Origin of the sequence: Paractinoplanes maris, from assembly GCF_023544465.1 — a bacterium.
In the GTDB taxonomy this organism is placed as follows: domain Bacteria; phylum Actinomycetota; class Actinomycetes; order Mycobacteriales; family Micromonosporaceae; genus Actinoplanes; species Actinoplanes maris.
Genome location: NZ_JALPVL010000001.1, coordinates 547,818 through 574,379 on the forward strand (window position 1 = coordinate 547,818; position 26,562 = coordinate 574,379).

Here is a 26,562-nt window from a genome sequence, read left to right on the forward strand (position 1 = left end):
CGGCGGGCTGAGTGAGCCGGTCGGCGGACCGAGCAGCAAGCCGGTCAGCGCGCCCAGTGAGCAAGCCGGCCGGCGGACCGAGCAGCAAGCCGGTCAGCGGGCTGAGTGAGCAACCGGTCGGCGGGTCGATCGGTGACCGCCCATGATCTGATGGGCTACATGGATGCGTCTGCCCACATCGACGACCTGGCCGCTTTCGTCTCGGCCTCGCCAAGCTCCTATCACGCGGCCGCCGAGGTGGCCCGCCGCTTGAGTGAGGCCGGTTACGAGACGCTTGACGAGACGGCCGACTGGAGCGATGCCGTCCATCCGGGCGCACGGCTCACGATCGTCCGGGACGGCTCGGTCATCGCGCTGGCGGTGCCCGCGACGGCCGGCCGTGGCACCCCGTTCCGCATCCTCGGCGCCCACACCGACTCGCCCGGCTTCAAGCTCAAACCCCGGCCGTCGACGGTCGCCTACGGCTGGTTGCAGGCCGGCGTCGAGGTGTACGGCGGGCCTGTCGTCCCCTCCTGGTTCGATCGCGAGCTCGAGTTCGCCGGCCGCCTCGTGCACCGCGACGGCACGGCGCACCTGGTGCGGACCGGCCCGTTCGCCCGCATCCCGCACCTCGCGATCCACCTCGATCGCGCGGTCAACGACTCGTTCGCCCCCGACAAGCAGCGTGAGCTCCAGCCGATCTGGGGAGTGGGTGGCCCCGAGAACGCCGACATCGTCGCCCATCTGGCCGGCTTGGCCGGGATGACCGGCACCGACGTGGGCGGCTACGACATCATCACCGCCGACTCCGCGGCTCCCGCCCGGTTCGGCGCCGGCCGGACACTCTTTGCGTCGGGCCGCCTCGACAACCTGTCGTCGGTCCACGCCGGACTGGCCGCCCTGCTGACCGCCGAGCCCGGCGACGCGATCGCGGTGCTGGCCGCCTTCGACCACGAAGAAGTCGGCTCGGAGACCCGCTCCGGCGCGGCCGGCCCGTTCCTGGCCGACGTGGTGGAACGCGTCTCGATCGCCCTGGGCGGCGACCGCTCCGATCTGGCCCGCGCGATCGCGGGCTCGTGGTGCCTCTCGTCCGACGCCGGTCACGCCGTGCACCCGAACCGGTCCGACCGCCACGATCCGATCAACCGCCCGGTCCCCGGCGGCGGTCCCCTGCTGAAGATCAACGCCAATCAGCGCTACACGACCGACGGCACCGGTGCCGCCCTCTGGAGCCGCGTCTGCGCCACCGCGAACGTGCCCTACCAGGAGTTCGTCTCGAACAACACGGTGCCCTGCGGTTCGACGATCGGCCCGATCACCGCCGCCCGCCTCGGCATCCCGACGCTTGACGTGGGCGTTCCGCTGCTCTCTATGCACTCGGCCCGCGAGCTCTGCCACGTCGACGACCCGGCCTACCTGAGCGCCGCGATCAGAGTCTTCCTGTCGGATGCCGACTGAGTCCCCCGCGACACCAACATCTGAGCGGCGCGACAAAAGTCCGCTGTCGACTGAGGCCTGCGCCAAAACGAATGAACGCCACGATCCGGTTGTCCTGTCGACTGCCGACTGAGCCGTCCCCGCGACACCAATACCTGAGCGGCGCGACAAAGCCCGCTGTCGACTGAGCTGGCCTGCGGCAACGACGAATGAGCGCCGCGATTAAAGCGTCCTGTCGACTCCCGACTGAGCCGGCCCCGCTACAGCACCCCTGAGCGCTGCGATCAGAGTCGTCCTGTCGACTGAGGACAGAGCCGCCGGCACGGCAGTAACACCTGCGCGCCGCGATCAGAGCCTTCCGGTCGGCTGAGGACTGGGCCGGCGGCGCGGTAGCAGCAGGGGTGTGATCAGCAGGAGCACTCCGGCCAGGCCGATTGCTGCCCGGGCGCCGGTGACATCGGCGATCACTCCCCACAGCGCGGTGACGACGGCGATCGCCCCCGTGGTGGTCACCGTCCAGGCGGTCAGTGCTCGTCCGATCTGCTGGTCGGGCAGCCGCTGCAGCCGCTCGGTGGCGAGCAGCGGGTTGAACACGCCCATGCCGGTGATCACGGCGAGCTCCACGACCACGACCAGCAGCAGCCCGCCGGCGCCCGGCCCCGCGAAGGCCAGTCCGACCGGGCTGAGAACGCGCACAACGCCGGCCACGGTCAATACGCGGCTCCGCCCGTAACGCGCCTCGAGCCGTCCGGCGAGATGTGCCCCGGCCAGGCCGCCGGCACAGGGCAACCCGAAGGCGAGGCCGAATTGCCAGGCCGGCCACCCGAGATCCCCGAGCAGCAGAACGGCCAGCAACGGCTCGGTCGCCATGATCAGCGCGTTCACGGCGATGGTGTTGTGGAACAGCGCTCGCAGTGAACGGTCGGCATTGATGAACCGCCACCCGTCGATCAGGCCCGACGTCCGCATCCGCTCCGCCGGATCCGGCCGTACGATCGGCTCCCGGATCACCGCGAGCGCCGCCGCGGAGATCAGGAAGCCGGCGACGGTCGCCTGCACCGTGATCACCGGCCCGAGCAGGCTGACCGCCGCGCCGCCCAGCACGGGCCCGAGTGCGATGGCCGTCCACGCGGTCGACTCGAAACGAGCGTTGGCCCGCACCAAGTGCTCCGGCTTCACCACCTGCTTGAGGTAGGCGCCGCCGGCTGCGGTGAAGGCGATGTTGGCCGCCGCGGCGATCACCGAGACGACTACCAGTTGGGCGTAACTGAGCAGACCGAGTCCGTGGCCGATCGGCACGCTGAGCAGCGCCAGACCCCGTACGACATCGGCCGCGACCATGACCGGCCTCACGCGCCGCTGCTCAACCCACGGCCCGAGCGGCACCGCCAGCAGCGCCCCCACGGCCAGGCCGACCGCGGCCAACGCGGACACTGCCGCCGGCCCCGAGCCGAGCACCTGGATCGTGATGAGCGGGAACGCGCCGAAGCCCAGCCAGGTCCCTGCCGTGGACGCGGCGAACGCGATCCACAACCACCGGAATGCTTTCCCCATGGGCCGGAATTCGATCAGACCTCACAACCTGGGGTCCAACAATAATCCTTCCGGCGTGGTACAACCGCTGGTTGTGGACATCGAGGCGGTACGGACGTTCATCGCGGTCGCGGACACCGGACAGTTCCAGGAGGCGGCCGACGAACTGCACCTGACCCAGCAGGCCGTCTCCAAGCGGATCGCCCGCCTCGAGCACAGCCTCGGCACGACTTTGTTCGCCCGCACCCACCGAGGCGCCCGCCTCACTTTGGACGGTCGCGCGTTCCTGCCGCACGCGCACGAGGTGCTGCACGCGGTGAACCGTGCCGCCGCCTCGGTCCGCCCGGGTGAGCGCGCCTTGCGCGTCGACGTCGTGCACCTTCGCATCTCTCCCGCTCAGGCAATTCGTGCCTTCCACCGGGCGAACCCCGACCTCGACCTCGACGTGGTGACGCTGCCCGGTGCGACGGTGAGCACTGCCGTGGAAGCATTGCTGACGGGCGAGATCGATGCGACCTTCCGCGCGGTGCCCAGCGCGCTACCCGCGGGAGTCACGGCCGTGCCCGTGCTGAACGAACCGTTACAGCTGCTGACCGGACCGGCTCATCCGCTGGCCGCGGCGGCGGCTCTGCGACCGGCCGAGCTGACCGGGCACCGCATCTGGATTCCGGGCATCAAGCCGGGCAGCGAGTGGGCGGCGTTCTATCGCGAGCTGGCCGCCGCCTTCGGTCTGAGCATCGACCGGATCGGCCCGAACTTCGGCACCGAGGCGCTGATGGATGCCGTCGCCGAGTCGGCGCAGCTGGCTACGCTGATCGGCGCCGGTGACCGATACGTCTGGCCGGCCGGTCACGACCTGCGCCGCATTCCGCTCACCGGGCCCACGCCGATCTATCCGCATGTCCTGCTGTTCCGCTCGGACAACCGGCACCCCAGCCTGGCCGCTCTCCGCCGCCACCTGTCCGCGACCCGCAGCCCGGATCCGGACGACCGCTGGGTTCCAGACGGGTGGCGAGCATGAGCGAGAGGCCCGTCCGCGGAAGCGGGCGGGCCTCTCGGCTATTCATCGGTTCTCAGTGAGTCGCGGGATCAGAAGGGCCGGCCGCCGAGTTCACGTGAGGCGGTGTGACGCGCCTCCATGGCTACCTGGCGAGCGGGACGGTGGGCCTCAGGTGTGTAGTCACTCTGAGGCCGACGCATTCGGGCCCTGCTCAACGCCTCTTGGAGAAGTCTCATCTTGGTTGCTCCGCTCGCGTACATGTCAGTTGTCTGCTTTCGGTTGAAGGGGACGGGGACGGTGGTCATCTCAGGCCGCCAGGCCTACGGTCTTGCGGGACTCGAGTCCGTTCGCGGCGAGCCGCTCCTCGACCTCGTGGGCCAGCTCGGCGTCACGCGCCACGTCAGCCTTACGGGGACGGCCACGCGGCCGCTTGCGCGGAACCACGGCACCGCGCTCGAAGATCTCGCCACCCCAGACACCCCAGGGCTCGTTCCGCTCGACCGCGCCGGCCAGGCACTCGACGCGCAGCGGGCAGTCCCCGCAGAGCGACTTGGCCAGTTCCAGCTGGGCCGGGGAGTCCGAGAACCACAGGTCCGGGTCGAACTTCCGACAGGGCAGGTTTGCCTCGATCTCGACGCTCACGTCGAGTGGGGCCAGCGCCAGACTCATAAAGCCCGGTCACCTCTCTCTTCTTCTCGATCTTCTGGATCGCCGTACAGGTCGTGCGTCCGGCCGGTGAGCCGGCAAAAAAGTAAGGCCGCGGATCCCAGTTACGGGTTCCGCGGCCTCGAGGTGAGCCGGAGGTCTGTTGATCAGACCGGCCTTCCTCGAGGCGGGACACCGCTGCCACCATCCGTGTAGCGCTTGCTGATGGAGACATTGCTGCCCTCGAACCCAGTGGTGCCATTGGTGCTGTCGATCTGCGGGAGTTTCGGTGCCACGCCCAGCTCGGCCTGGACGGAGGCCTGGTGCACCCGCGAAACCGGAGCCCGCTCGGCAGCCAGAACCGGCACCCACGCGGGGGCCGGAGCAACCAGCAGCGAAGCGGACGGAGCGCAGGCACGGGTCAGCGGCATCGACAGCTGCATCGTCATCGTGTAGATCTCCATCGTTGCCACCTCCTCCATTTGCGTTGCACTCGTTGTTGTGAACCAGCCGAACAGTGCTGCTCGGCGCGTTGTGATCTGAGGCTATGCCTGGCGTAGCAGGGGAGGCAAACGAATTAACGGACTAGTTTTCAAAGTTTTTTCGAGCGACCTCGTCGGGCGCCGCGCCGCCCACGAGAGCGAACACCGCCTCGCCGTACAGCCCGAGCTTGCGGGGCCCGATCCCGGCGATCGCCAGCAGCTCGGCCGGCGACGACGGGCGCCGCTCGGCCATGGCCACGATCGTGGCGTCGGTGAACACCACGTAAGCAGGCACTTTGAGTTCCGAAGCGGTGGCCGCCCGCCACGTCTGCAGGCGCTCGAAGAGCTCCTCGTCGAGGTCGGACGGACAGGTCGGGCAGCGGCCCAGCTTGCGGTCGGCCCCGGCCAGCAGAGTCGCCCCGCAGATGCGGCACGAGGACACCTGGGGGCGCCTTCGGTCGGGTTTCCGACTGCTGCCGCCGGCGCGCTCGGTGGCCGAGGTGCGCTCGAGCTGGGGCAGGAACCGGCACGGACGTCGCGCCCGGCCGCCTGGTGAGCGCGACTGCCCGTACGAGAGCCACAGCCACTGCCGGGCCCGGGTCACCCCCACATAGAGCAGCCGGCGCTCCTCCTCGAGCTGGTCCGGCGTCTTCGCGTACGTGGTCGGGAGCGTGCCGTCGGCCAGGCCGACCAGGAAGACCGCGTCCCACTCGAGGCCCTTGGCCGAGTGCAGCGACGCCAGGGTGACACCGGCGACGGTGGGCGCGTGCTGCTGCTCGGCCCGCCGCAACAGCTCATCGTTGAAGGCGGTCAGCGTGATGTCGCGCTGCACCGCCCCGGCCTGCCCGATCGGCTCCACCGCCGGCAGGCGCGCATAGTCCTCGGCCAGGGCGACCAGCGCGGCCAGCGCCTCCCACTGCTCGCGCGCCGCGCCACCCGGTGGCGGCTGCTCGCGCTGCCAGCCGGTGGCCGCGAGCGCGTCGACGACCGCCTGCACCAGCGGCGTCTCGCCGGGCGTGGACCGGACGGCGGCCCGCATGGCGATCATGGCCTGCCGGATCTCGGGCCGCTCGAAGAAGCGCTCGGCCCCGCGGACGACATAGGGCACCTCCGCCTCGGCCAGTGCCTTCTCGTACGCCTCGGACTGCGCGTTCGTCCGGAAGAGCACCGCCATCTCACTCGCCGGCGTGCCCGAGGCGATCAGATCGCGGCACCGGCGCGCCACCGCGACCGCCTCACCCGCCTCGTCCGGAAAGATCTTGAGCTCGGGCTCGGCCCCGGGCGGGCGCTGACCGACCAGCTCGAGCCGCAGCCGGGCCTCACTGCCGCGGGCCTGCCGGATCACCGCGTTGGCCAGGCCGACCACCTGCGGTGTGGAGCGGTAGTCACGGACCAGCCGGACCACCACGGCGTCGCGGCGCACCCGGGGGAAGTCGATCAGGTAGGACGACGTGGCACCGGTGAACGAGTAGATCGTCTGGCTCGCGTCGCCGACCACGGTCAGGTCGTCCCGGCCGCCCAGCCAGGAGTCGAGCAGGCGCTGCTGGAGCGGGTTGACGTCCTGGTACTCGTCCACCACGAAGTGCCGGTACTGAGCCCGGATCTGCTCGCCCACGTCCGGGTGCTCCTCGATGCCCCAGACCGCGGCGCGCAGCATGTCCTCGAAATCGATCACACCCTGGCGGCGCTTGAGAGACTCGTACGCGGCGAACACCTCGGCGACCTTGGCCGGCTCGAAGGGCGGCTCGCGCAGCGCCTTCTTGGCCGCGACCGCGTACTCGTCCGGCTCGACGAGCGACGACTTCGCCCACTCGATCTCGCTCGCCAGGTCCCGCGCACCCGTACGGTCGGCCCGCACCCCGGCCCGGGCCGCGGCCAGCCCGACCATGCGCGCCTTGCTCTCCAGCAGCTCGGGCATGGCCCGCCCCTCGAGCAGCCGGGGCGCGAAGTAGCGCACCTGACGCAGCGCCGCGGCGTGGAACGTCCGAGCCTGGACGCCGGCGGCACCGAGCTCGGTGAGCCGGGACCGCATCTCGGCCGCCGCCCGCGCCGTGAAGGTCACCGCGAGGATGTGCCGCGGGCTCACCTCGCCGGTCAACGTTCGGTAGGCGATCCGGTGGGTAATAGCTCGTGTCTTACCGGTCCCCGCGCCCGCCAGGATGCAGACCGGACCGGCTGGGGCGGTCACCGCCGTCCGCTGCTCGGGGTCCAGCCCCGCCAGCACCGCATCAGTCCGCACGGTAGGGAATCATGGCACCCGGGTCGGACGTTGTGCCGGAAGGCGCTGTGCCATGTGACCCATCCGAAGGAGTTCCGACCGATGTTGACCATGTACTCGACGTCCTGGTGCGGCTATTGCCACCGACTCAAGTCGCAACTCGACCGGGAGGGCATCGCCTACGAGGTGGTGGACATCGAGCAGCAGCCGGAGGCCGCCGACTTCGTGATGAGCGTCAACGGCGGCAACCAGACCGTCCCGACTCTCAAGTTCGACGACGGCTCGGCGCTGACCAACCCGTCGATCGTTCAGGTCAAGGAGCATCTGTCGGCTCTGGCCGCAGGCTGATCCCGGACTCGGCGGCGAGCTCCTCGGCCCGGGCGATCAGGCCCTCGAGTTCGCCGTCGGTGAGGGCCATCTCGTCCACCAGACGGGCGAAGAGCAGCAGGTGCGCACGGATCCGCACGCTGTCGTCGATCTCGTCCACCGGCACCTTCTCGCCGAGGGCGTCGCGCACCAGCATCTCGGCCTCGAGCGTGGGCAGTCCCGCGGCCACGGTGCGCCGGATCTCGGCCAGCGGGCTGTCCGGATCGAAACGACGACGGGCCGCGAGTCCGAAAGCGATCTCCCACAGCCGGCGCGCGTCGGCGTCCGGCGCGTCGCCCGGCGGGGGTGTTTCCTCCGTCGTCATCAGCTGCAGATAGCGGCCGGCCTCGGTGCGCACGCCGAGGGCGGGCGAGAACATCGGGCTCACCAGCGGGCCGCCCGCTTCTCGGCCTGGCCGATCAGCGCCAGCAGCTCGTCGGCGGGGACGCCCGGCGGTCGCGCGAGGTCGCCGACCACCAAGCAGATGATCTCGGAACGACGCAGGGCCGGGATCGCCAGCGCCAGCTCGGGCTCGCCCAAGGCCGATCGGATGACGGCCTCGGCCTGACGCGCGAGCTGTCCGTCGCCCGGCAGCGCTTGATAGTCGAGCAGGTCCCGGATGTAGCCGGTGACGTCGCGGGGGTCACGCCCGACGAAGCTCCGGCGCACCGCCACCGTGAAGAGCTCGTGCAGGAGCCGCGCGGCCCGCGGCGAACCGCCCACACGCGACAGCGACCGCGCCGGGCTCTCCTCCCCCAGTGCATCGAGGAGGAGGCGGCCCGCCGCGGTCGCCGCTATGCCTATTGTCCCGCTTTGCCCCACGTACGTAGGGTATCGGGATGTCAGCTGTTACGGGATGAGAGCCGGGATGCTCGAGTCGAGCAGGCCCCGCTCCTTGAGCGCGCCGTAGAGCGGCGTCGTCTCGGGGAAGTGACCCCAGGCGTGGTCACCGGTGCCGTCGCCGGCGCCGCCGAGCAGCTGCTTCTGCACGTCGTTGAAGCCGGCCCACTCCGGGCGGTTGGGCAGGTCGGCGACCTCGTCGCGGCCGGCGATCCACCGGTACGTGTAACCGAAGAACGCGCCGACGCGGGTGATGTCCGAGTAGTTGTCGGACCGCGCGTGCCACAGGCGGCGGTCGAAGACGACCAGGTCGCCGGGGTTCGCGGTGATCTGCAGCGCACCCTCGGGCTCAGGCCACGGGACGCCCCGGCTGGGCGGGCCGGGCAGCCAGTTGGTCTTGTGGCTGCCGGGCAGGACGGTGAAGTTGCCCCGGCCGGTCTCGCTGACGTCGGAGAGCCAGTAGGCCAGCTTGACCGACATCTGCGGGCGCGGGTCGGTCTCGAGCTCCCGGTTCTGGCGGCCACCGTCCTGGTGCCAGTGCCACCACTCTTTCTGCCGCTCGTGGATCTGCGGGTGCACGTCGATGTGGGAGTGGTAGACGTGCACATTCCACCCGAGCAGCGACCAGATGTAGCGGAACGCCACCGGGTGGTCGAGCAGGAACGCCAGCTCCGGCAGGGACGTCACCGCGGAGAGCTGATGCAGCGCACCGGTGGCGCCCAAGCCGTGTCCGCCCGGCTGCCCGGCCCGCTCGTAAGCGCCGAGAACAGCGTTGCGCGCGAGCGCGATCTCGCTCTCGGTGAGGACCCCGCGCACCACGAGAAAGCCGTCCCGATCGAACTGGGTCCGCTCGTCCGCGGTCATCGGGGCCCAAACGGGCGCTTGCACCTGCGTCATCAAATCCACCTCTCGGTCTTTTAAACCGAGACGCGGCCGAGCCCTCTTTTGGTTACTCCGGAACGAGAAAACTTCTCTGATTAGACGAAGTTGATTCCGTTATCGGGCCAAACCGCCCAGCCACTGCTCAATGAGATAGAACGCGATGGAAGAGGGCATCGGCAGACCCATCGGGACACCACTCGCGGGATGGTGGTAATCACCGGCGATCATCTTGGCGATCTCGTCGCGGGTGAACCAGTGCGCCTCGTCGATCTCGGCCGGGTCGAGCCGGATCGGCTGCTCCGGGTCGGCGGTCGCGTGGTAGCCCAGCATCAGCGAGCCCGGGAAGGGCCAGGACTGGCTGCCGGCGTAGTGCAGCGACGTGAGGTCGAGGCCGACCTCCTCGCCGACCTCGCGGGCGACGCTGGCCTCGGCCGACTCGCCGGGCTCGACATAGCCGGCCAGGCACGAGAAGCGCAGCCCCCCGTCGCCGGCCCGCCCCCAGGTGGCGTTGTGCCCGAGCAGGCAGCGACCCTCGGGGCCGGCGACCCCGTCGTGCACCAGCACGATCATGGCCGGGTCGGTGCGCGGCCACATCATGTTGCCCTCGGAGTCCTTGCGCGCCCAGCCTGCCTCGACCACCGTCGTCGGCAGGCCGGTGCGCGGCGAGAACTTGTGGCTGCGGTGCCAGTTGCCCAGGGCCACGGCCGTCGTGAAGATGCCGGCGTCGCGGTCGTCGAGCAGGTGGCCGACGTCGCGCAACGTCGCCGGCCGCGCGCCCTCGGACTCGGGCAGGGACGCGTCGATCGTCCACAGCGGGGTGCCGTCGGTGTCGAGACCGAGGAACCAGTGGTCGCCCTCGGGGGCATCGGCCGACGGCAGCAGCACCAGCCGGTCGTCGGCCACCAGCGCCCGGCCCCCCTGGCTCAGGTCGACGACGACGACCAGGCCCCGGCCCCACGCGGCGGCCAGCCACTCGTCGTCGGTGCGGTGCTCCGCCGCCCGGTCGAGGGTGCTGCGGGCCAGCGGAGGCGCGTCGATCAGCCCGCTGGGTTGTTCCCGGACATCAGGCTCCTCGGGCGCGCTCACCCGGCACTTCGCTCGACCGTGGCGAGCGCGGACAGCGGGCCCTCGACCTTGGCCGCGTCACCGAGCACCACAGTGACGGCGTTGGTCGGCGCGAGGAAGCGGGTGGCCACCTCGGCCACCTGCTCACGGGTCGCGGTGGCCAGCGAGGCCGAGTATTGCCGCAGGTGGTCCAGGCGCAGGCCGAAGCTGGCGTACATGCTGGCCAGGCCGGCCAGGCCGGCCTGGGTCGACATGCCCAGCCGCAGAGTGCCCAGCGCGTAGCGGCGGGCCTGCTCGAGCTCCTCCTCGCCGGGGGCCAGGCTGGCGATGCGGCCCAGCTCGTAAAGCGTCTCGAGCAGGGACGGACCGGTCACCTCGGTGGCCACCTCGGCCGAGACCAGCAGTGCCGAGCCGGCCAGGTAGTGCTCGATGCCGGTGTGCGGGCCGTAGGTGTAGCCCTTGTCCTCGCGCATGTTCTCGACCCAGCGGGACGAGAAGTAGCCGCCGAAGACGAGGTTGGCGAGTTGCAGAGCGGCGTAATCGGGGTCGGTGCGCTCCAGGGCGGGCAGCGCCATCCGCAGCGAGGACTGCACCGCGCCGGGCCGGTCGACCAGCAGCAGCGGGCCCGGCTCCAGGACCGGGGTGGGCGGCACGACGACCGACTTGGCCGGGCCGGTCCAGCTGCCGAGCGCCTTCTCGGCGGCGTCGATCGCCTTCTCCGGGTTGAGGTCGCCGACCAGCACGAGCACCGCACCCTCGGGGCGGACCCGCTCGGCGTGCAGGGTGCGCAGCTGAGCCGGGCGGACCGCGCGCACCTGCTCGGGCTCGGGCGTCTGGATCGCGTACGGGTGGTTGCCGAACATCCGCTTGAGCAGCGCCGTGCGGGCCAGGTGGGCGGGCTGGCTCAGCGCGACCTGGATGTGGTCGACCAGGCGGTCGCGCTCGGTCGCCACCTCGTCGTTCGGATACGCCGGGTCGGTGAGCACGGCGGCCAGGATCTCGAGCATCCGGTCGAGACCCGAGGCCAGCGAGTTGCCGGTGACCAGCAGCCGGTCGGGGTCGAGCCCGGCCGACAGCCCGCCGCCCACCGCCTGCAGCTCGGCCGCGATGTCGACGCTGGTCATCGTGCCGGTGCCGGTGAACAGGGCCTGGGAGAGCACCGTGGCCCGGGGCAGCGGAGCCCGGCCGAACGGCACCCGCAGCCGCAGCTCGACCAGGGGCACCGAGGTCCGCCGGATGGCGATCACCGTCAGGCCGCCGGCCAGCGTGCGCTCGGCCTCCTTGGGCAGCTTGAGCTTCGCGTCCGGGATCAGATCGGGGAGAGTGTGGTTCATGCGACAGCTCCGGGGACGACCTCGACAGTGGCGCGCCGCTCGGGACGCAGGGTGGCGGCCGCGGCGACGATCTGCGCCTCGGTGACCTCGCCGACCAGTTTCGGCAGTTCGTTGAGCATCTCGGGACGGCCGCGCTGCAGCTCGAGCACGGCCATCGGCAGCGCCCGGCCGAGCACCGCGTCGGTGTCCCGCAGCAGGTGGGTGGCGATGCGGGCCTGGACCCGCTCGAGCTCGCCCGGGGCCAGCCCGTCGGCTGACAACCGGTCGAGCTCCTCGTCGACCGTGCGCAGCACCTTTTCGGCGTCGCCGCCGGGCGGCATGTGGGCCTGGATCAGCATGGCCGTGGGGTTGCGCACCTGGAACTCGTCGCCCATGAAGCCGATGTAGCCGCCGATGCTGGTGACCGTGCGGTCGCGCTGCACCAGACGCTCGACCAGCCGGGACGCGTCGCCGTCGGTGAGCACCTCGGCCAGCACCACGAACGGCAGGTAGTTGTCGAAGTCGCCGATCGGGTCCGGCACCCGCCAGGCGCTGGCCACGCCGGGCAACGGGGCCAGCCGGTCGGTGTAGGCGTCGCGTTTCTCGCTGGTCAGGTCGGGCTCGGCGAAATCGGGCAGCGGCGGGGCCGGGCGGGCCGGCACGTCACCGAAGTGGCGCTGGATCATCTCGGTCGCCGTCGCCACGTCGAAGTCGCCGGCCACCGCCAGGGTCGCGTTGCCACAGGCGTAGTAGCGGTCGAAGAAGGCCTGCGCGTCCGCGACGGTGGCGCTGTCGAGGTCGCCGAACGAGCCGTAGCCGTCGTGCGCGTTGGGGAAGGTCGAGAACATCACCGGCGGCAGGCGGAGCCAGGGGAACCCGCCGTAGGGCCGGTTCAGCACGTTGACCCGGATCTCTTCCTTGACCACGTCGATCTGGTTGAGCAGATTCTCCTCGGTCAGCCGCGGCCCGCGCATGCGGTCGGCCTCGAGGAAGAGTGCCCGCTCGAGCGCGCCCGCGGGCAGCACCTCGAAATAGTCGGTGTAATCGAGGTGGGTGGACCCGTTGAAGGTGCCCCCGGCGCCCTGCACGTGCCGGAAGTGGGCCAGCTTCTCCAGGTTTTCCGAGCCCTGGAACATCAGGTGCTCGAAGAGGTGGGCGAATCCCGTGCGCCCCTCGGGCTCGGACCGGATGCCGACGTCGTAGACCACCGCGACCCCGACGACCGGGGCGCTGCGGTCGGGGGTGAGCACCACCCGCAATCCGTTGGCCAGGGTGAATCGCTCCACCGGGTACTTCGTCGCCGGGATCTTGATTCTGCGCGCCACAAAATGACATTAGCGCCTTCTCCGGCCAGCGTCGCGACTGCATGTCACCACTCGGCCACCGGGCGGCATCACGACCGTGGGACGAGGGTTGACGCCAATCCCTACTTGGACCATCATTCCTATCCACTAGATAGGTGAACGCGGGAATGGCGACGGGGGGCCACGTGTACGTCTCGGCGCGCACCGACTACGCCGTGAGAGCCATGCTCTCGGTGACGGCGGAACACCCCCGTCTGGTCAAGGCCGCCGCGCTGGCCGCCGGCCAGGACATCCCGCTCAGCTTCCTGCAGGGCATCCTGCTCGACCTGCGCCGGGCCGGTCTGCTGCACAGCCATCGCGGGGTCGACGGCGGCTACGCACTCGCCCGTCCGGCCGACCAGATCACCGTCGGCGACGTCGTCCGCGCCGTCGGGGGCGCGCTCGCCACGGTCCGCGGCCTGCCCACCACCCATGCGACCTACCACGGCGCGGCCTTCGGGCTCCACGACGTGTGGGTCGCGGTCGAGGAAGCCATCGAGGGCGTCGTCGACCACAAGACCCTGGCTGAACTCTCCATCATCAAGGAGTCCGCATGAGCTCCCGCACCATACGTGTGCTCGCCGTCGCCGCCACCGCCCTGCTGTCCACATCGCTGCTGGCCGCGTGCGGTGGCGACGACGAAGCGGCCGGCGCCGGGGGTGAGGCTTCGTCCATCCGCCTGGGCTACTTCCCCAACATCACCCACACGCCCGCCCTGATCGGTGTCAACAAGGGCTACTTCCAGACCGCGCTGGGCACCACCAAGCTCGAGACGAAGACGTTCAACGCCGGCCCGGCCGCCATCGAGGCGCTGTTCTCGGGGGCGATCGACGCCACGTACATCGGGCCGAACCCGGCCATCAACGGCTGGGCCCAGTCCAAGGGCACCGGCCTGAAGATCATCGCCGGGAGCACCTCGGGCGGCGCCGGCCTGGTGGTCAAGGAGGGCATCACCAGCCCGGCCGACCTCAAGGGCAAGAAGATCGCCACCCCGCAGCTCGGCAACACGCAGGACGTCGCGCTGCGGGCCTGGCTCAAGGAGAACGGTCTCAACGCCGACCAGCAGGGCGGCGGCGACGTGTCGGTGCTCCCGCAGGACAACGCGACCGCGCTGCAGGCCTTCGCCCAGGGCGCGATCGACGGCGCCTGGGTGCCCGAGCCCAACCTCAGCCGGCTGGTCCTCGAGTCGAAGGGCAAGGTCCTGGTCAACGAGAAGGACCTGTGGCCGAGCGGGCTGTTCGTCACCACCCACCTGATCGTGACCCAGGAGTTCCTCAAGAAGAACCCGGCCACGGTCAAGAAGCTGCTGCAGGGTCACCTCGAGGCGCTCGACTACATCGAGAAGAACAACGCCGAGGCCCAGACCGCGGCCAACGCCCAGCTCAAGGCGCTCAGTGGCAAGCCACTGAAGGACGACGTGCTGGCCGCGTCGTTCAAGAACCTCACCTTCACCGCCGACCCGGTCGCCTCGTCGCTGTACACCAGCGCGAAGCACGCCGAGGACGTCGGCCTGCTCAAGCCCGTCGACCTCAAGGGCATCTACGACCTCGGCCCGCTCAACGAGCAGCTGAAGGCCGCGGGCAAGCCCGAGGTCAGCGACGCCGCCGCCTGAAAGGCCCTTCGCACATGAGCCTCCTGGATCAGAAAACCGAAGCAGTCGTACGCCTGGAGAGTGTCTCCAAGAGCTACGGCGATCTGCTGGCCCTCGACCGGGTCTCGCTGACCGTGCGCCAGGGCGAGTTCGTCTGCCTGCTCGGCGCGTCCGGCTGCGGCAAGAGCACCCTGCTCTCGCTGGTCGCCGGGCTGGACGGAATCACCGGCGGCACGCTCGACATCGGCGGTCGCAAGGTGTCGTTGATGTTCCAGGAGGCCGCGCTGTTCCCGTGGCTCTCGGTCCGGGGCAACGTCGAGCTGCCGCTGCGGCTGCAAGGCGTGTCCCGGCCCGAGCGCCGCAAGCGCGCCGAGGAGCTGCTCGACATCGTCCGGCTGCGCGACTTCGGCGACAAGCGCCCGCACGAGCTCTCCGGCGGCATGCGCCAGCGCGTGGCCCTGGCCCGCGCGCTGGCCCAGGACGCCGACATCCTGCTGATGGACGAGCCGTTCGGCGCGCTGGACGCGATGACCCGCGACATCCTGCACGACGAGCTCGAGCGGATCTGGCGTGAGCAGGATCTGACCGTCCTGTTCGTCACGCACAACGTGCGCGAGGCGGTGCGGCTGGGCGACCGGGTGATCCTGCTCAGCAGCCGTCCGGGCCGGGTGATCGAGGACTACCCGATCGCCCACGAGCGCCCCCGGCGCATCGACTCCCCCGAGGTGTCCGGCCAGGCCGCCGAGATCACCGACCGTCTGCGCGCGGAGGTCGCCCGCCATGCCCATTAAGTACCCGTCGGCCCGCGCCGGACTCGACGGCGCGAGCGGTGACACCACGGCCCCGGTCGCGGACAAGCCCGGCGTGAATCCGGAGTCGGCCGAGGTGGCCGGCCTCGACGCGCTCGAGCTCGGGCCCCGGCGCGACAAGGGTGCGCTGGGCAAGCGCGTCTGGCGCAGCGCCTGGCCGAAGTTCCTGGCCATCGCGATCGTGCTGCTCATCTGGCAGATCGCGGTCTGGTCCGAGTGGAAGCCGATCTACGTCCTGCCGTCACCCGCCACGGTCTTCACCGACCTGGGCAACGTGATCACCACCGGCGATTTCTGGGACGGCGTACGGGTGACCATGACCCGCGCTTTCACCGGCTTCCTGCTGGCGGTGGTCATCGGCACGGTCATCGGCGCGCTCGTCTCGCAGTTCGCACCGCTGCGGGCGGCCATCGGCTCGCTGATCACCGGCCTGCAGACGATGCCCTCGATCATGTGGTTCCCGCTGGCCATCCTGCTCTTCCAGCTCAGCGAGAGCGCCATTCTCTTCGTCGTCGTGCTGGGGGCCGCGCCGTCGGTGGCCAACGGGCTGATCAGCGGCATCGACTACGTGCCGCGCACCTGGCTGCGGGTCGGGCAGGTGCTGGGCATGCGGGGCTTCGCGAAATACCGGCACCTGATCCTGCCGGCGTCGCTGCCCTCGTTCATCTCGGGCCTCAAGCAGGGCTGGGCGTTCTCGTGGCGCAGCCTGATGGCCGGCGAACTGCTGGTCATCGTGCCCGGTGCGCTCTCCATCGGCGTACGCATGCAGCAGGCCCGCGACCTGAGCGACTCCAGCCTGGTGATCTGCTACATCATCGTCGTCCTGGTGATCGGCATCCTGATCGACGTGCTCTTCAACGCGGCCGACAACCAGCTGCGCAAACGCTGGGGCCTGCTGAGCTGACCGCTACACCGGGCGCACCGAGGCGAGCACGTCCTCGATGATGTAGTCCCACTGCTTGTGGGTGCCGGGGACCGAGATGTACAGGACGGCCGCGGTCGTCTTGCCGACGTCGATGACCGCCACCGCGGAGAGCTCCTCGGTGGCGGTCAGCCCCGGCGCCGCGAAGTGCAGGCGGAACTCGCTCACCCAGGCCGGCCGCCCGCCCAGCTTGGTCAGCTCGTCGCGGAGCGGATCCATCGTGTTGGGCTGCGGGTAATACTCGGCGCGCACGTCCGCCGCCACCTGCCGGCCCACACACTCGAGGTTGAGCGTCACCGCGTCGTTGTCGGCCGCCGGCACCGCGGCCGACAGGATCGAGGCGTGGTAGCTGCCGCCGCTGTATTGCTCGGTGACGAAGTGCTGCCCCACCCGGTAGGGCACCTCCAGCGTGCCGGCCCGCCACACGTCGGTCCACGGCACCCAGGGTGCCCCGTAGGCCTTGTACGAGATGCCGGCCTCGTCGTCGGTCGTGCGCGCGCCGGTCGGGGCCGGCGGCGCGCTGGGCGCCTGGGTCGGGGCCGCGCTCGGTGAGGCCGTCGGCGCCGGGCACGCCTGGGCCAACGGCGGACGGACGTCGGTCGGCGCCGACTCCGTCGACCGGAACGGATTGCCCTCGGACGAGAACACCAGGAGCAGCACCACGGTCAGGCCGATCGCCAGGATCGCCCCGGCGATGCCCCCGAAGATCAGCATCTGCCGGCGGCGGCGCTGGGGACCGTCCGGCGACGGCGGCTCAGGCTTCGGCGACTCCGGGGGCGGGGGCGGTGGTGCGCCCGGCGCGGTGGTGACCAGCCCGGAGCCGAATCGGCCGCCCGGCTGCTGCCAGGAAAACGACTCCGGAGTCTGCTCGGACATGAAACCCAGTGAACACCACGCGGATGGCGATCACGTCACGGCGTCGGCGTGACGTTTCCCCCGGCCGCTCCGCCGGCCTCGCCGAACACGGCGCTCACCTGCTGCCAGAGCGTGGGGCTGACCTCGGTGGTGCTGCCGACCGCCGGATACCACGGCGCGAAGGCGACCACGATCACGAGCGCGACGCCGAAGACGGCGAGCGCGAGCACAAATCCGAACTCCCGGCGGGCGGATGGTCCGCGCATGCCGGTACCTCCAAAGTCACGTCCGAGAGAAAAGGGCCGATAATACTTAGACGCGTAAACGGGCCCTCACGTTGCAGTCGTCCCAGGAGAAGTTCAGCGACTTCCGCTACCGTCTTGCCATGGAACTCGTGTATCCGCCGGTAGTCGCCCTTGCCAAGACGATGTTCCGGGTCCTCGACATGAAGATCGAGATCGACGGCGCCGAGCACATCCCGTCCACCGGCGGTGCCGTGCTCGCCAGTAACCACGTGAGCTACCTCGACTTCATCTTCTGCGGTCTGGGTGCTCAACCGGCCAAGCGCCTGGTGCGCTTCATGGCCAAGGATGCCGTTTTCCGCCACAAGATCAGCGGCCCGCTCATGCGCGGCATGCGCCACATCCCGGTCGACCGGGACGCGGGGGCCGCCTCCTTCCGCGCGGCCACCGAGGCGCTGCGCAACGGGGAGGTCGTCGGCGTCTTCCCCGAGGCGACGATCAGCGAGTCGTTCACGGTCAAGGAGCTGAAGTCGGGCGCTGTCCGGCTGGCCCGCACGGCCAAGGTGCCGCTGATCCCGATGGCCGTCTGGGGTCCGCACCGCCTCTGGACCAAAGGCCACAAGAAAGAGCTGACCAAGCGGCACGTGCCGGTGCTCATCAAGATCGGCGAGGCGATCGAGATGCCCAAGGGCACCTCACCCGACGCGCTGACCGCGATCCTCAAGGAGCGCCTGAGCGGCCTGCTCGACGCGGCCCAGCGCGCCTACCCCGACAAGCCCTCGGGCCCGGACGACCGCTGGTGGTTGCCGGCCCACCTGGGCGGCACGGCCCCGCTGCCGGAGACCGCGGCCGCCTGACACGCGAAAGCGCCGCATCCCTCGCGGGATGCGGCGCTCGTTTGCCGTGCTATCTGATCAGGAAGATCAGAGCGGGCGGATGTTCGCGGCCTGCGGGCCCTTCTGGCCCTGGGTCACCTCGAACTCAACACGCTGGTTCTCGTCCAGGCTGCGGTAGCCGGAAGACTGGATAGCGGAGAAGTGGGCGAAGACGTCGGCGCCGCCGTCGTCCGGGGTGATGAACCCGAAGCCCTTGTCCGCGTTGAACCACTTCACAACGCCGGTAACCATGATCGTCTCCTCGACGGTCGATCGTTCTCACCCAACATGGGCGGAACGAGGTAATAAGACCCCACACTTCGTGGGACTCGTGTCGTCGTACTGATCGCCCGTACCGGAGGAATCCGGGTTACGACAAAGAGCGCCTGGGGCAAAATTCCCCACAGGCGCTCCTAAGTACTTGGGAACCAAACTGACAACGCGGAGAGCTTAACACGTTCAAGGAGGTTCGCCGGTGATCGGCGTTGAACTGGCACAGCAGCTCAGACAGGCCGGGCTGGCCTGGAAGCCCACACTCGGGGACCGCTTCGCCATCCCGGACCGGGATCTCGACGAAGAGACCTTCGTGCTCAGCAACATGACGATCGAGGTGCACACCATGCCGGAGGGCCGGGTGATCGGCTTCAACGGCACCACCGAGTGGGCCATCGATGACGTGGAACTCGACGAGACCGTCTGGCTGCCCCGCGAGGACCAGCTGCGCGAGCTGCTCGGGGGCACGTTCCGCACGCTGCGGCGGGGACCGGCCGGATACGAGGTGCTGATCGACCTGCTCGGGGAGGAGCGCTCCTTCGCCGACAGCGCGGTCGAGGGTGCGTACGCCGCGGCACTGCTGCACCTGCTGGCCGCGGCGGGAGCGGAGGCCTAGGCCGCCCGCTCGGGCAGTCGCTCGATCAGGGCGGCCAGCTCAGCGGCATCGAGCAGGTCGACCGGGCGTACGGTGACCTGCTCGCGGACGTAGTGGAAGCCGGCCCGCACCCGGTTGAGCGGCACCCCGGCCAGTGACGCCCAGGCCAGCCGGTAGGCCGCCAGCTGCACCGCGGCCGCGTCGGCGTCCGGCCCCTCGGGTCGCCGGCCCGTCTTCCAGTCGATGACGTCGAAGCGGTTGGCCGTGTCGGCGTAGACCGCGTCCATCCGCCCGCGCACGACCACCCCGGCGATCGTGGTCGCGAACGGGACCTCCACCTCGACCGGCGTGCGCTCGGCCCACTCCCCGGCCAGGAACGCCTCCTGCAGAGCGACCAGCTCCTCGTCGCCGGCCGCGTCCTCGTCGGCCGCCCCGGGCAGCTCGTCGATGTCGATCAGCCGGACGGCACCGAACCGCTGCTCGAGCCAGGCGTGGAACGCCGTGCCCCTTCGGGCATGAGGCAGGGGACGATGGGGCAACGGCCGGCGCAGCGAGCGGGCCAGGGCCTGCGGGTCGCGGCGCAGCACCACCAGCTGCGAGACCGACAGGTGGCCGGGCAGCGCCACCTCGATCGGCCCGTCCCGGCGGGCCCGCTCGTCCCGCTCGGCCAGCAACAAGCCGGCCTCGAGACGCCAGCGGGCGATGTCCGGGTCCTTATCGGCGGGCAGGCCGACCAGCTCGGCGGCCAGTCCGGCCCGGGCCGCGACCTCGGGCTCGGCCTCGGCCAGGTCGGCGAACGCCTCGGCCGCCTCCGGGTCGGGGGCGGCGATCATGCGGCGGATCAGGTCGGCCGCGGTGGCCATGGCCGGGCGGCGCAGGCCCAGCGGGTCGAACGGCCACTGCGCGGAGACCACCGCCTCGGCGGCCGGGTTGGTCGCGTCCGGGGCCGGCTCGGGCGTCCACACGTCGACCACGCCGGCCCCCTCGTCGCAGGTCGCGCGGATCTCCTCGAGGAAGACCGACGGGCCGCGCGGACGCTTCACGCCGTCACCCCACCAGTAGCCCGAGGCGAGCAGCAGCCGGCGGGGGCGGGTCACGGCGACGTACGCCAGCCGGCGCTCCTCCCGCTCGTCGTGGTCGCGCCAAGCGGCGCCGAACGCACTGACCGCGTTGAGCACGCCCTTCTGGTCGGTTGCCGCGGAGAGGTCGAGCCGCGGCAGACCGTCGGAGTCGCCGCGCAGCGGGAACGGCAGCACGCCGATGCCCATCAGGTAGTGGTCGGTATTGCGGACGAGGCCGGGCCAGACACCCTTGCTCAGCCCGGCCACCGACACGACGTCCCACTCCAGGCCCTTGGCGGCGTGCGCGGTGAGGATCTGGACGGCCCCCTCGACCACGTCGACCTGGCCCGGTTCGAGACCGCGCTCCTCCTCCTCGGCCGCGGTCAGGAAGGCCAGGAAGCCGGCCAGCGTGCCACCGTCGGTCTCGGCCGCATAGCGGGCGGCCGTTTCGGCCAGCGCGTCCAGGTGGCCCCGGGCCAGACCGGCGTCGCCGGCGGCCCAGCCGCGCACGGCCACCTCCACATCCAGGCCGATGGTGCGCTCGATGTCGGCCACCAGGTCGGGCAGAGGCTGGTCGAGGCGCTGCCGCAGGGCGCTCAGTTCCCGGCTGTACGCGTGCAGTCGCGCATAGCCCTCGGCCGAGTACTGCTGCGGCGCGCCCAGGTCGGCCATCGCCTCGACCAGCGTCGCGTCGTCGAGTCGGTCGGACACCACGTCGTCGGGCTCGGCCCCGGCCACCACGGCGGCCCGGGCCGCGGCCAGCCCGCGGGCGCGGCGGTGCAGGGCCACCAGGTCGCGCGGGCCGAGCCGCCAGCGGGCCCCGGTGAGCAGGCGCAACAGCGACGCCCCGTCGGTCGGGTCGGCCAGCACCCGCAGCGAGCAGACGACGTCGCGGACCTCGGGGGTGTCGAGCAGACCACCCAGGCCGACCACCTCGACCGGCAGGCCGCGGGCCCGCAACGCCTCCTCGATGGCCGGGATCTGACTGCGGACGCGAACCAGGACGGCACTGGTCGGACGCTTCTCGACCGGGATCTCGCCGGGCAGCGCCTCGGGCAGGCCGGCGGTGATCCGCCAGGCGGTCAGCATCGAGTCGCCGATCCAGGCCGCCTCGTCGGCGAAGGTGGGCAGCAGCGCGCAGGCCACCGTGCGGCCACCGACGGCGCCGGAGACCCGTTCCGCGGCCCGCAGCTCGGTGACGCGGGCGCCGAACGCGCGGAGCGGGGCGGAGAGCGTGTTGGCGACGCGCAGGATCTCGGGGCGGTTGCGCCAGCTGCGGGTCAGACCGCCCACCCGGGCCGGCTCGCCGTCGGGCCGGACGAACTCGTCGGGGAACCGGTCGAGGGTGCCGGCCGACGCACCGCGCCACCCATAGATGGACTGGCACGGGTCGCCGACCGCGGTGACCGGGTGACCGCCGCCGAACAGCGCGTTGAGCATGGTCACCTGGGCGTGGCTGGTGTCCTGGTACTCGTCCAGCAGCACGATCTTGAAGCGGCCGCGCTCGATCTCGCCGACCTCCGGATGGTCGCGGGCGACCAGCGCGCCACGGGCCATCTGGTCGCCGAAGTCCATCGCCTCCAGGTCGAGCTTGCGCTGCTCGTAGAGGCGCACCAGGGGCAGCAGGGTGAGCCGCTGGCGCTGCCGGGTCAGCACGTCGTTGACGTCCTTGTAGACCTTGCCCGGCCGTTCCTGCACCTCGGCGAAGAAGCGGCCCGTCCAGGCGGCCAGGTCGTCCGCCGAGACCAGGTGCTCGGCCAGCTCACCGGCCAGCGCCAGCACGTCGTCGGTGACCGTGCCGGGGGCGCGGTTCACGCCGGTCATCTCGCCGGTGTACGAACGGACCAGCGAGTCGACGATCTGCCAGCGCGCGGCCTCGGTGAGCAGGCGGGCCGACGGCTCGAAGCCGGCCCGCAGGCCGTGCTCGGTGACAACCCGGGCCGCGTACGAGTGATAGGTCGAAATGGTGGCCTCGCCGGCCAGCGCGTCGTCGCGGCCGAGCCGGCGCACGAGCTGACCGAGCCGGGTTCGCACCCGGTGGGCGAGCTCACCGGCGGCCTTGCGGGTGAAGGTCAGGCCGAGGATCTCGTCGGGGTGGGCGTAGCTGTTGGCGACCAGCCAGACCACCCGCGACGCCATCGTCTCGGTCTTGCCCGAGCCGGCCCCGGCCACCACCAGCAACGGCTCGACCGGGGCGGAGATGATCTCGGACTGCTCGGCCGTGGGCCGGGGCAGGTGCAGCAGCCGGGCCAGTTCCTCCGGCGTGTATCGCGGCCCGGAATCGGCACGGCGGCGGGGCGCCGCCGGCTCGTCGGCGAACAGGCTGGGCTGGGTCACTGGCCCTGCTCCACAACTTGGCGTCCCTTGCCCGAGACCGGGCAGCTGGTGCGCACCGGGCAGACCCGGCACCGGCTGTTGGCGACGGCCGAGAAGGTGGCCGCGGCCATCGTGTCGGCCGTGCGGCGGACCATCTCGTAGGCCCACTGCGGGTCGGTCGCGTCGGCCAGCGGAAGCTGCATCTGCTCGCGCGCCTGCTTGCCCGGGCCGAGCTGCACCAGGGCGGCGCCACCGCTCTCGTCGCCGTAATCGGCGAAGGCGCCGGCCTGCACCGCGGTCTGATACCCGGCGAGCTGGGCGTGCTCCTCGACCTCGGCCGCGGCGACGGCGGTGCTCTTGCCGGTCTTGAGGTCGATGACGACCAGGCGCCCGTCCTCGTCGATCTCGAGCCGGTCGACCCGGCCGGTGAGCTGGATCGGGCGGGTCGGATCCTCCAGGCGGACGCTGAACTCGTGCTCGATGGCCAGCAGCCGCCGCGGGTTGACGGCCAGCCAGCGCAGCAACTTGTCGACCATGCCCTGGGCGCGCTCCTGCTCGGGCCCGGCGAGCCAGCGGGCGGCCAGCTCGATCGCCTCGAACCGGGCGCTGACGTACTCGACCAGTTTCTCGCGGTCGGCGTTGGCGTCCTCGGCCAGCATGGCGGCCGCGTGCACCAGGTTGCCGACTCCCTGGGCGGGCCCGGGCGGGGCGGCGCCGCCGTGGCGTTCGAGCAGCCAGCGAAGGCTGCAGCGCAGGGCACTCTCCATCGAGGAGGGGGTGACCTTGACGGCCTCGCCCTCGTCGACGAGCGGCCGGTCGTCGGACAGCGGGCGCAGGCCCCACCACTCGTCGGGGTGGGCGCCCGGCACGCCCGCCGCGGCCAGCCGGGCGAGCTCCACGGCCGCGGCCCGCCGCCGGCTGGGCGTCTGGTCACTGCCCACCACGACCGTACGCAGCTCGGCCACCAGCGCCGACAGCGTCAGGGCGCGCGGCGGCCGCCCCATCGGAATCTCCTCCGGACCGTCCACCACCACGGCCTCATCGGGCTCCTCGTCCGGCGGCTCCTCAGCCGGCCAGTCCTCCTCGTCGTCGCCTTCAGCTGCGGCAACGCCATCTTTGCCCACGGCTCCAGATCCGGCGGCGCTCCCAGAACCGGCGGCGCTCCCAGAACCGGCGGCGCTCCCAGAACCGGCGGCGCTCCCAAAACCAGCGGCGCTCCCAGAACCAGCGGCCTCGGAGTCGCGCGGGTCGTGGGGAGCGGCGGCGGCGGAGTCGCGTGGGCCCTGGGGGTCGGTGTCCCACAGATCTGGGCCGGGCGGAGTGGGGTCGGCCGGGGGCGGCGGCTCGGGGGGTGGGGTCGGGCCGGGGCCCTCGTCGGCGAGGCCGAGCTCGGTGAGGAAGCGGCTGGGCTGCTCCTCGCCCTCGGAGCCACCCACACCGGCCGAGGCGATCGCGGTGACGATGAGCTTGTGGCGGGCCCGGGTGGTGGCCACATAGAACAGTCGCCGCTCCTCGTCGAGCAGGGCGGACGTCTCACCGACGACGGCGGCCTGCCCCGAGGCGGCGCGGCCCGCGAGCACGTCGACCAGTCGCTCCGAGCCGAGCAGGCTGCCGCGCAGCCGCAGGTCGGGCCAGATGCCTTCCTGTACGCCGGCCAGCACGACGACATCCCACTCGAGGCCCTTGGCGGCGTGCGCGGTGAGCAGGCGCACCGACTCGCCCCGGTCGGCACTGGGCGCGATCGAGTCGGCCGGCAGGTCCTGCCCGAGCACGTGATCGAGGAACACCTCGACGCGCGCCCCCGGCAGCCGGTCGACGAATCGGGCCGCCGCGTCGAACAGGACCACCATCGAGTCCAGGTCGCGGTCGGCCGCCTCGGCCCGCCATTGCCGGGCGCGGCCGGCGTCGGCGTTCTCGGGGGCGGGGCCGGAGCGGGTGCTCATCGCATACCACCGGTCGGCCAGCCCGCTGGCCCGCCAGACCGTCCACAACACCTGCTCGGCGGTGGCTCCCGGCGCCGCGGCGGCCTCCCGTGCGGTGGCCAGCAGACGGGCGACATTTTGCGCGGGAAGGGCCCAGCGCCGCTCCACCATGTCGAGCCCGGCCGGGTCGCGAACCGCGTCGACCAGCAGCTCGCCGGACGGACGCCGGTCCCCCGCGGCCAGTGCCAGTGCCCGCAGCCCCTGCCGGAGCCGCCGCTCGGCCAGCGGATCGGCCCCGCCCAGCGACGAGTGCAGCAGCGCGACGGCCGTCTCCTCGTTCAGCGCCTCGGCGTCGAGCGCGCACCGCAGGAGGAGCAGGAACGGGGCCACCGCGGGCTGCAGGTGCAGCGGCAGGTCTTCGGCGTGGGTGACTGTCGGCACGCCCGCCGCGGCCAGCGCCCGCTGCAACGACGGCAGCTGCAACGACGTGCTCCGCACCATCACCGCCATCCGGGACCACGGCACCCCGTGCAGCAGGTGCGCCTCGCGCAGGCAGTGGGCCACGTAGGCAGCCTCGGCGGTGGCCGCCCGGAAGATCCGGACCACCGTCTCCGGGGCAAGTGCGCCGTGGCCGGCTGACGAGGACGAGCCGGGAGAAGGCGGCGCCGTGCCAGAGCTTGGCGCGGCAGCCGACGGCACACCGGCGGAACCCGGCGCGGAAACCGACGGCACAGCGGCAGAGCTCGGGGTGGCCGCCGACGGCACAGCGGCAGAGCTCGGGGCCGCCGAAGGCACGGCGGCGGAGCCTGGGGTGGCGGCGGGTGGGATGGGGGCCTGGGCCGGCCGGGCCGCGGGTGGGGGCTCGGGGCCGAGCAGCGGCGGGGGCGGGTGCATGGGGCGGTGCTTGATCGGGCCGCGCATGCGACGGGACACCCGGGACGTGGCGGAGAGCAGAGGGGGCTCGGCGCGGTAGTTGGTGTGGAACGTCAGCGTCTCGGCCAGGGCGCCCGAGGCCGTCCGGAACTTGGCCGGGAAGCCGGCCACCGCGCCCGGGTCGGCGCCGCGGAAGCCGTAGATCGAGGAATCCGGGTCACCGAAGGCGACCAGGGGCTTGCCGCCCCCGGCGACCAGGACGAGCAGCTCGATCTGGGCCGGGTCGGTGTCGGCCAGCTCGTCGACGTAGACGTAGGCCAGGCGGCGGCGCTCGGCCTCGAGCAGGTCGGGGTTGTCGGTCAGCAGGCCCGAGGCCGCCCGCACCAGCTCGGCCGGGTCGAACGCCGATGAGCCGCGCGTGGTGACGTCGCGCAGGGCGAGCACCGCGACGTACTCCCGGAGGAAGCGGGCGGCGGCCGGCCAGTCGTCGCGGCCCAGGCGCTCGCCCAGGCGGGCCAGCTCGACCGGGCCGATCCCCCGCTCGGCGGCCCGCTGCATCAGGTCACGCAGTTGCTGGGCGAACGCCCGGGTGGGCAGGGCGGGGCGCAGCGCGGCCGGCCAGCCGATCGGGTCGGGCTCGTCGATGTCGCCCGAGGCCTCGAGCAGCTCGCGGATGATCAGGTCTTGCTCGGGGCCGGTGAGCAGGCGCGGGGACGGTTCGCCGCGGTCGGCCGCGGCCCGGCGGAGCAGACCGAACGCGTACGCGTGGAAGGTCCTGACCAGTGGCTCGTGCACGATCCGGCCGGGGTCGCCGGCGATCCGCGCCTCGATGCGGTCACGCAGGGCCGAGGCGCCGCGCCGCCCGAACGTGAGGACCAGGATGCGCTCCGGATCGACGCCGTCGGCGATGCGCGCGGCCACCGACTCGACCAGCGTGGCCGTCTTGCCGGTGCCGGGGCCACCGACCACCAGAAGCGGGCCGTCGACGTGCGAGGACACATAAGTCTGCAAGGGGTCGTCGATCAGCGGCGGCAGGGCTGTGGGGGGACGCCGGACCAAGCGGTACGCCGGACGGCGGACCGCGGCGGACGAGGAGGCCGGCGTGCTCACGGCAACAAGGAAACC

The 26,562-nt window shown here is 71.6% G+C and carries 24 protein-coding genes; 9 read left to right on the top strand and 15 right to left on the bottom strand.

Annotated elements, in window-relative coordinates; all coding sequences use genetic code 11:
• Positions 1 to 159: 159 nt before the first annotated feature.
• A complete protein-coding gene (locus NAG42_RS02605) occupies positions 160 to 1,437 on the top strand; it encodes a M18 family aminopeptidase (RefSeq protein WP_250027578.1) in 1,278 nt (425 codons plus the stop codon).
• A gap of 327 nt (positions 1,438 to 1,764) precedes the next feature.
• Here the strand turns inward: NAG42_RS02605 and NAG42_RS02610 are convergent, their stop codons facing one another.
• Positions 1,765 to 2,970: an MFS transporter gene (locus NAG42_RS02610; RefSeq protein WP_250027579.1), complete on the bottom strand. Its 1,206-nt coding sequence runs from the start codon at positions 2,968 to 2,970 to the stop codon at positions 1,765 to 1,767.
• Positions 2,971 to 3,025: 55 nt separating this feature from the next.
• Between NAG42_RS02610 and NAG42_RS02615 the strand changes: the two genes are divergently transcribed.
• On the top strand, positions 3,026 to 3,970 hold the full coding sequence (locus tag NAG42_RS02615) for a LysR family transcriptional regulator (protein WP_250027580.1): 945 nt from the start codon (positions 3,026 to 3,028) through the stop codon (positions 3,968 to 3,970).
• Between the two features lie 285 nt (positions 3,971 to 4,255).
• Here NAG42_RS02615 and NAG42_RS02620 read toward each other — a convergent pair whose 3' ends face one another.
• The 3 genes from NAG42_RS02620 to NAG42_RS02630 form a co-directional block, all read right to left on the bottom strand.
• The gene (locus tag NAG42_RS02620; protein ID WP_221375701.1) at positions 4,256 to 4,618 is read right to left on the bottom strand and encodes a WhiB family transcriptional regulator; all 363 of its coding nucleotides are present in this window, start codon (positions 4,616 to 4,618) and stop codon (positions 4,256 to 4,258) included.
• A 143-nt stretch (positions 4,619 to 4,761) separates the two neighbouring features.
• Positions 4,762 to 5,058, bottom strand: coding sequence for a hypothetical protein (locus NAG42_RS02625; protein WP_250027581.1), 297 nt, complete (start codon positions 5,056 to 5,058; stop codon positions 4,762 to 4,764).
• A 121-nt stretch (positions 5,059 to 5,179) separates the two neighbouring features.
• Entirely contained in the window at positions 5,180 to 7,315 is a 2,136-nt protein-coding gene (locus NAG42_RS02630; RefSeq protein WP_250027582.1) for an ATP-dependent DNA helicase UvrD2, read from the bottom strand.
• Positions 7,316 to 7,396: 81 nt separating this feature from the next.
• Here NAG42_RS02630 and NAG42_RS02635 point away from each other — a divergent pair, with 81 nt between their 5' ends.
• On the top strand, positions 7,397 to 7,642 hold the full coding sequence (locus NAG42_RS02635; protein ID WP_250027583.1) for a mycoredoxin: 246 nt from the start codon (positions 7,397 to 7,399) through the stop codon (positions 7,640 to 7,642).
• On the opposite strand, the gene NAG42_RS02640 is transcribed toward NAG42_RS02635, so the two are convergent.
• The 6 genes from NAG42_RS02640 to NAG42_RS02665 form a co-directional block, all read right to left on the bottom strand.
• Complete coding sequence (locus tag NAG42_RS02640) at positions 7,608 to 8,039, bottom strand: hypothetical protein (RefSeq protein ID WP_250027584.1); 432 nt, start codon at positions 8,037 to 8,039, stop codon at positions 7,608 to 7,610. The two genes, NAG42_RS02635 and NAG42_RS02640, sit on opposite strands and share 35 nt — an antisense overlap.
• A 5-nt stretch (positions 8,040 to 8,044) precedes the next feature.
• Positions 8,045 to 8,383 carry a hypothetical protein gene (locus NAG42_RS02645; protein ID WP_250027585.1) on the bottom strand — a complete coding sequence of 113 codons (339 nt, stop codon included), beginning with the start codon at positions 8,381 to 8,383 and terminating at the stop codon, positions 8,045 to 8,047.
• A 126-nt stretch (positions 8,384 to 8,509) separates the two neighbouring features.
• On the bottom strand, positions 8,510 to 9,397 hold the full coding sequence (locus NAG42_RS02650) for a phytanoyl-CoA dioxygenase family protein (protein WP_250027586.1): 888 nt from the start codon (positions 9,395 to 9,397) through the stop codon (positions 8,510 to 8,512).
• Positions 9,398 to 9,496: 99 nt separating this feature from the next.
• Positions 9,497 to 10,468, bottom strand: a complete 972-nt coding sequence (nudC, locus tag NAG42_RS02655; protein WP_250027587.1) for an NAD(+) diphosphatase — start codon at positions 10,466 to 10,468, stop codon at positions 9,497 to 9,499.
• Positions 10,465 to 11,781 carry a M16 family metallopeptidase gene (locus NAG42_RS02660; RefSeq protein ID WP_250027588.1) on the bottom strand — a complete coding sequence of 439 codons (1,317 nt, stop codon included), beginning with the start codon at positions 11,779 to 11,781 and terminating at the stop codon, positions 10,465 to 10,467. Before NAG42_RS02660 ends, nudC begins: the two co-directional genes overlap by 4 nt.
• Positions 11,778 to 13,085, bottom strand: coding sequence for a M16 family metallopeptidase (locus NAG42_RS02665; RefSeq protein WP_250027589.1), 1,308 nt, complete (start codon positions 13,083 to 13,085; stop codon positions 11,778 to 11,780). Before NAG42_RS02665 ends, NAG42_RS02660 begins: the two co-directional genes overlap by 4 nt.
• Positions 13,086 to 13,249: 164 nt before the next feature.
• On the opposite strand from NAG42_RS02665, the gene NAG42_RS02670 reads away from it, so the two are divergent.
• Genes NAG42_RS02670 through NAG42_RS02685 form a run of 4 tightly spaced genes read left to right on the top strand, consistent with a single transcriptional unit; the run spans position 13,250 to position 16,407 of the window.
• Positions 13,250 to 13,660, top strand: a complete 411-nt coding sequence (locus tag NAG42_RS02670; RefSeq protein ID WP_250028329.1) for an RrF2 family transcriptional regulator — start codon at positions 13,250 to 13,252, stop codon at positions 13,658 to 13,660.
• A complete protein-coding gene (locus NAG42_RS02675) occupies positions 13,657 to 14,715 on the top strand; it encodes an ABC transporter substrate-binding protein (RefSeq protein WP_250027590.1) in 1,059 nt (352 codons plus the stop codon). The genes NAG42_RS02670 and NAG42_RS02675 overlap by 4 nt, the downstream gene beginning before the upstream one ends.
• 14 nt (positions 14,716 to 14,729) lie before the next feature.
• Positions 14,730 to 15,485: an ABC transporter ATP-binding protein gene (locus NAG42_RS02680; protein ID WP_250027591.1), complete on the top strand. Its 756-nt coding sequence runs from the start codon at positions 14,730 to 14,732 to the stop codon at positions 15,483 to 15,485.
• Positions 15,475 to 16,407, top strand: coding sequence for an ABC transporter permease (locus NAG42_RS02685; protein WP_250027592.1), 933 nt, complete (start codon positions 15,475 to 15,477; stop codon positions 16,405 to 16,407). Before NAG42_RS02680 ends, NAG42_RS02685 begins: the two co-directional genes overlap by 11 nt.
• A 3-nt stretch (positions 16,408 to 16,410) precedes the next feature.
• Here NAG42_RS02685 and NAG42_RS02690 read toward each other — a convergent pair whose 3' ends face one another.
• Both NAG42_RS02690 and NAG42_RS02695 read right to left on the bottom strand, forming a co-directional pair.
• A complete protein-coding gene (locus tag NAG42_RS02690) occupies positions 16,411 to 17,301 on the bottom strand; it encodes a hypothetical protein (protein WP_250027593.1) in 891 nt (296 codons plus the stop codon).
• A 35-nt stretch (positions 17,302 to 17,336) separates the two neighbouring features.
• Positions 17,337 to 17,546, bottom strand: coding sequence for a hypothetical protein (locus NAG42_RS02695; RefSeq protein WP_250027594.1), 210 nt, complete (start codon positions 17,544 to 17,546; stop codon positions 17,337 to 17,339).
• A gap of 119 nt (positions 17,547 to 17,665) precedes the next feature.
• Here NAG42_RS02695 and NAG42_RS02700 point away from each other — a divergent pair, with 119 nt between their 5' ends.
• Positions 17,666 to 18,379, top strand: a complete 714-nt coding sequence (locus NAG42_RS02700) for a lysophospholipid acyltransferase family protein (RefSeq protein ID WP_250027595.1) — start codon at positions 17,666 to 17,668, stop codon at positions 18,377 to 18,379.
• 66 nt (positions 18,380 to 18,445) lie between these two features.
• Here the strand turns inward: NAG42_RS02700 and cspE are convergent, their stop codons facing one another.
• Complete coding sequence (gene cspE / locus NAG42_RS02705; protein ID WP_225254914.1) at positions 18,446 to 18,649, bottom strand: transcription antiterminator/RNA stability regulator CspE; 204 nt, start codon at positions 18,647 to 18,649, stop codon at positions 18,446 to 18,448.
• Positions 18,650 to 18,872: 223 nt separating this feature from the next.
• On the opposite strand from cspE, the gene NAG42_RS02710 reads away from it, so the two are divergent.
• Positions 18,873 to 19,286 carry a pilus assembly protein CpaE gene (locus NAG42_RS02710; protein ID WP_250027596.1) on the top strand — a complete coding sequence of 138 codons (414 nt, stop codon included), beginning with the start codon at positions 18,873 to 18,875 and terminating at the stop codon, positions 19,284 to 19,286.
• Here the strand turns inward: NAG42_RS02710 and NAG42_RS02715 are convergent.
• Together NAG42_RS02715 and NAG42_RS02720 are read right to left on the bottom strand one after the other, a co-directional pair.
• Complete coding sequence (locus tag NAG42_RS02715; RefSeq protein ID WP_250027597.1) at positions 19,283 to 22,663, bottom strand: ATP-dependent helicase; 3,381 nt, start codon at positions 22,661 to 22,663, stop codon at positions 19,283 to 19,285. The two genes, NAG42_RS02710 and NAG42_RS02715, sit on opposite strands and share 4 nt — an antisense overlap.
• The gene (locus tag NAG42_RS02720) at positions 22,660 to 26,547 is read right to left on the bottom strand and encodes an ATP-dependent helicase (protein WP_250027598.1); all 3,888 of its coding nucleotides are present in this window, start codon (positions 26,545 to 26,547) and stop codon (positions 22,660 to 22,662) included. Before NAG42_RS02720 ends, NAG42_RS02715 begins: the two co-directional genes overlap by 4 nt.
• Between the last annotated feature and the right edge of the window lie 15 nt (positions 26,548 to 26,562).

Bases quoted from the DNA above. Each gene is read 5' to 3' on its own strand.
- NAG42_RS02605 (WP_250027578.1), top strand. From the start codon at position 160: ATGGATGCGTCTGCCCACATCGACGACCTGGCCGCTTTCGTCTCGGCC.
- NAG42_RS02620 (WP_221375701.1), bottom strand. From the start codon at position 4,618: ATGAGTCTGGCGCTGGCCCCACTCGACGTGAGCGTCGAGATCGAGGCA.
- NAG42_RS02625 (WP_250027581.1), bottom strand. From the start codon at position 5,058: ATGGAGATCTACACGATGACGATGCAGCTGTCGATGCCGCTGACCCGT.
- NAG42_RS02660 (WP_250027588.1), bottom strand. From the start codon at position 11,781: ATGAACCACACTCTCCCCGATCTGATCCCGGACGCGAAGCTCAAGCTG.
- NAG42_RS02690 (WP_250027593.1), bottom strand. From the start codon at position 17,301: ATGTCCGAGCAGACTCCGGAGTCGTTTTCCTGGCAGCAGCCGGGCGGC.
- NAG42_RS02680 (WP_250027591.1), top strand. From the start codon at position 14,730: ATGAGCCTCCTGGATCAGAAAACCGAAGCAGTCGTACGCCTGGAGAGT.
- NAG42_RS02650 (WP_250027586.1), bottom strand. From the start codon at position 9,397: ATGACGCAGGTGCAAGCGCCCGTTTGGGCCCCGATGACCGCGGACGAG.
- NAG42_RS02695 (WP_250027594.1), bottom strand. From the start codon at position 17,546: ATGCGCGGACCATCCGCCCGCCGGGAGTTCGGATTTGTGCTCGCGCTC.
- NAG42_RS02640 (WP_250027584.1), bottom strand. From the start codon at position 8,039: ATGTTCTCGCCCGCCCTCGGCGTGCGCACCGAGGCCGGCCGCTATCTG.
- NAG42_RS02610 (WP_250027579.1), bottom strand. From the start codon at position 2,970: ATGGGGAAAGCATTCCGGTGGTTGTGGATCGCGTTCGCCGCGTCCACG.
- cspE (WP_225254914.1), bottom strand. From the start codon at position 18,649: ATGGTTACCGGCGTTGTGAAGTGGTTCAACGCGGACAAGGGCTTCGGG.
- NAG42_RS02675 (WP_250027590.1), top strand. From the start codon at position 13,657: ATGAGCTCCCGCACCATACGTGTGCTCGCCGTCGCCGCCACCGCCCTG.
- NAG42_RS02685 (WP_250027592.1), top strand. From the start codon at position 15,475: ATGCCCATTAAGTACCCGTCGGCCCGCGCCGGACTCGACGGCGCGAGC.
- NAG42_RS02700 (WP_250027595.1), top strand. From the start codon at position 17,666: ATGGAACTCGTGTATCCGCCGGTAGTCGCCCTTGCCAAGACGATGTTC.
- NAG42_RS02635 (WP_250027583.1), top strand. From the start codon at position 7,397: ATGTTGACCATGTACTCGACGTCCTGGTGCGGCTATTGCCACCGACTC.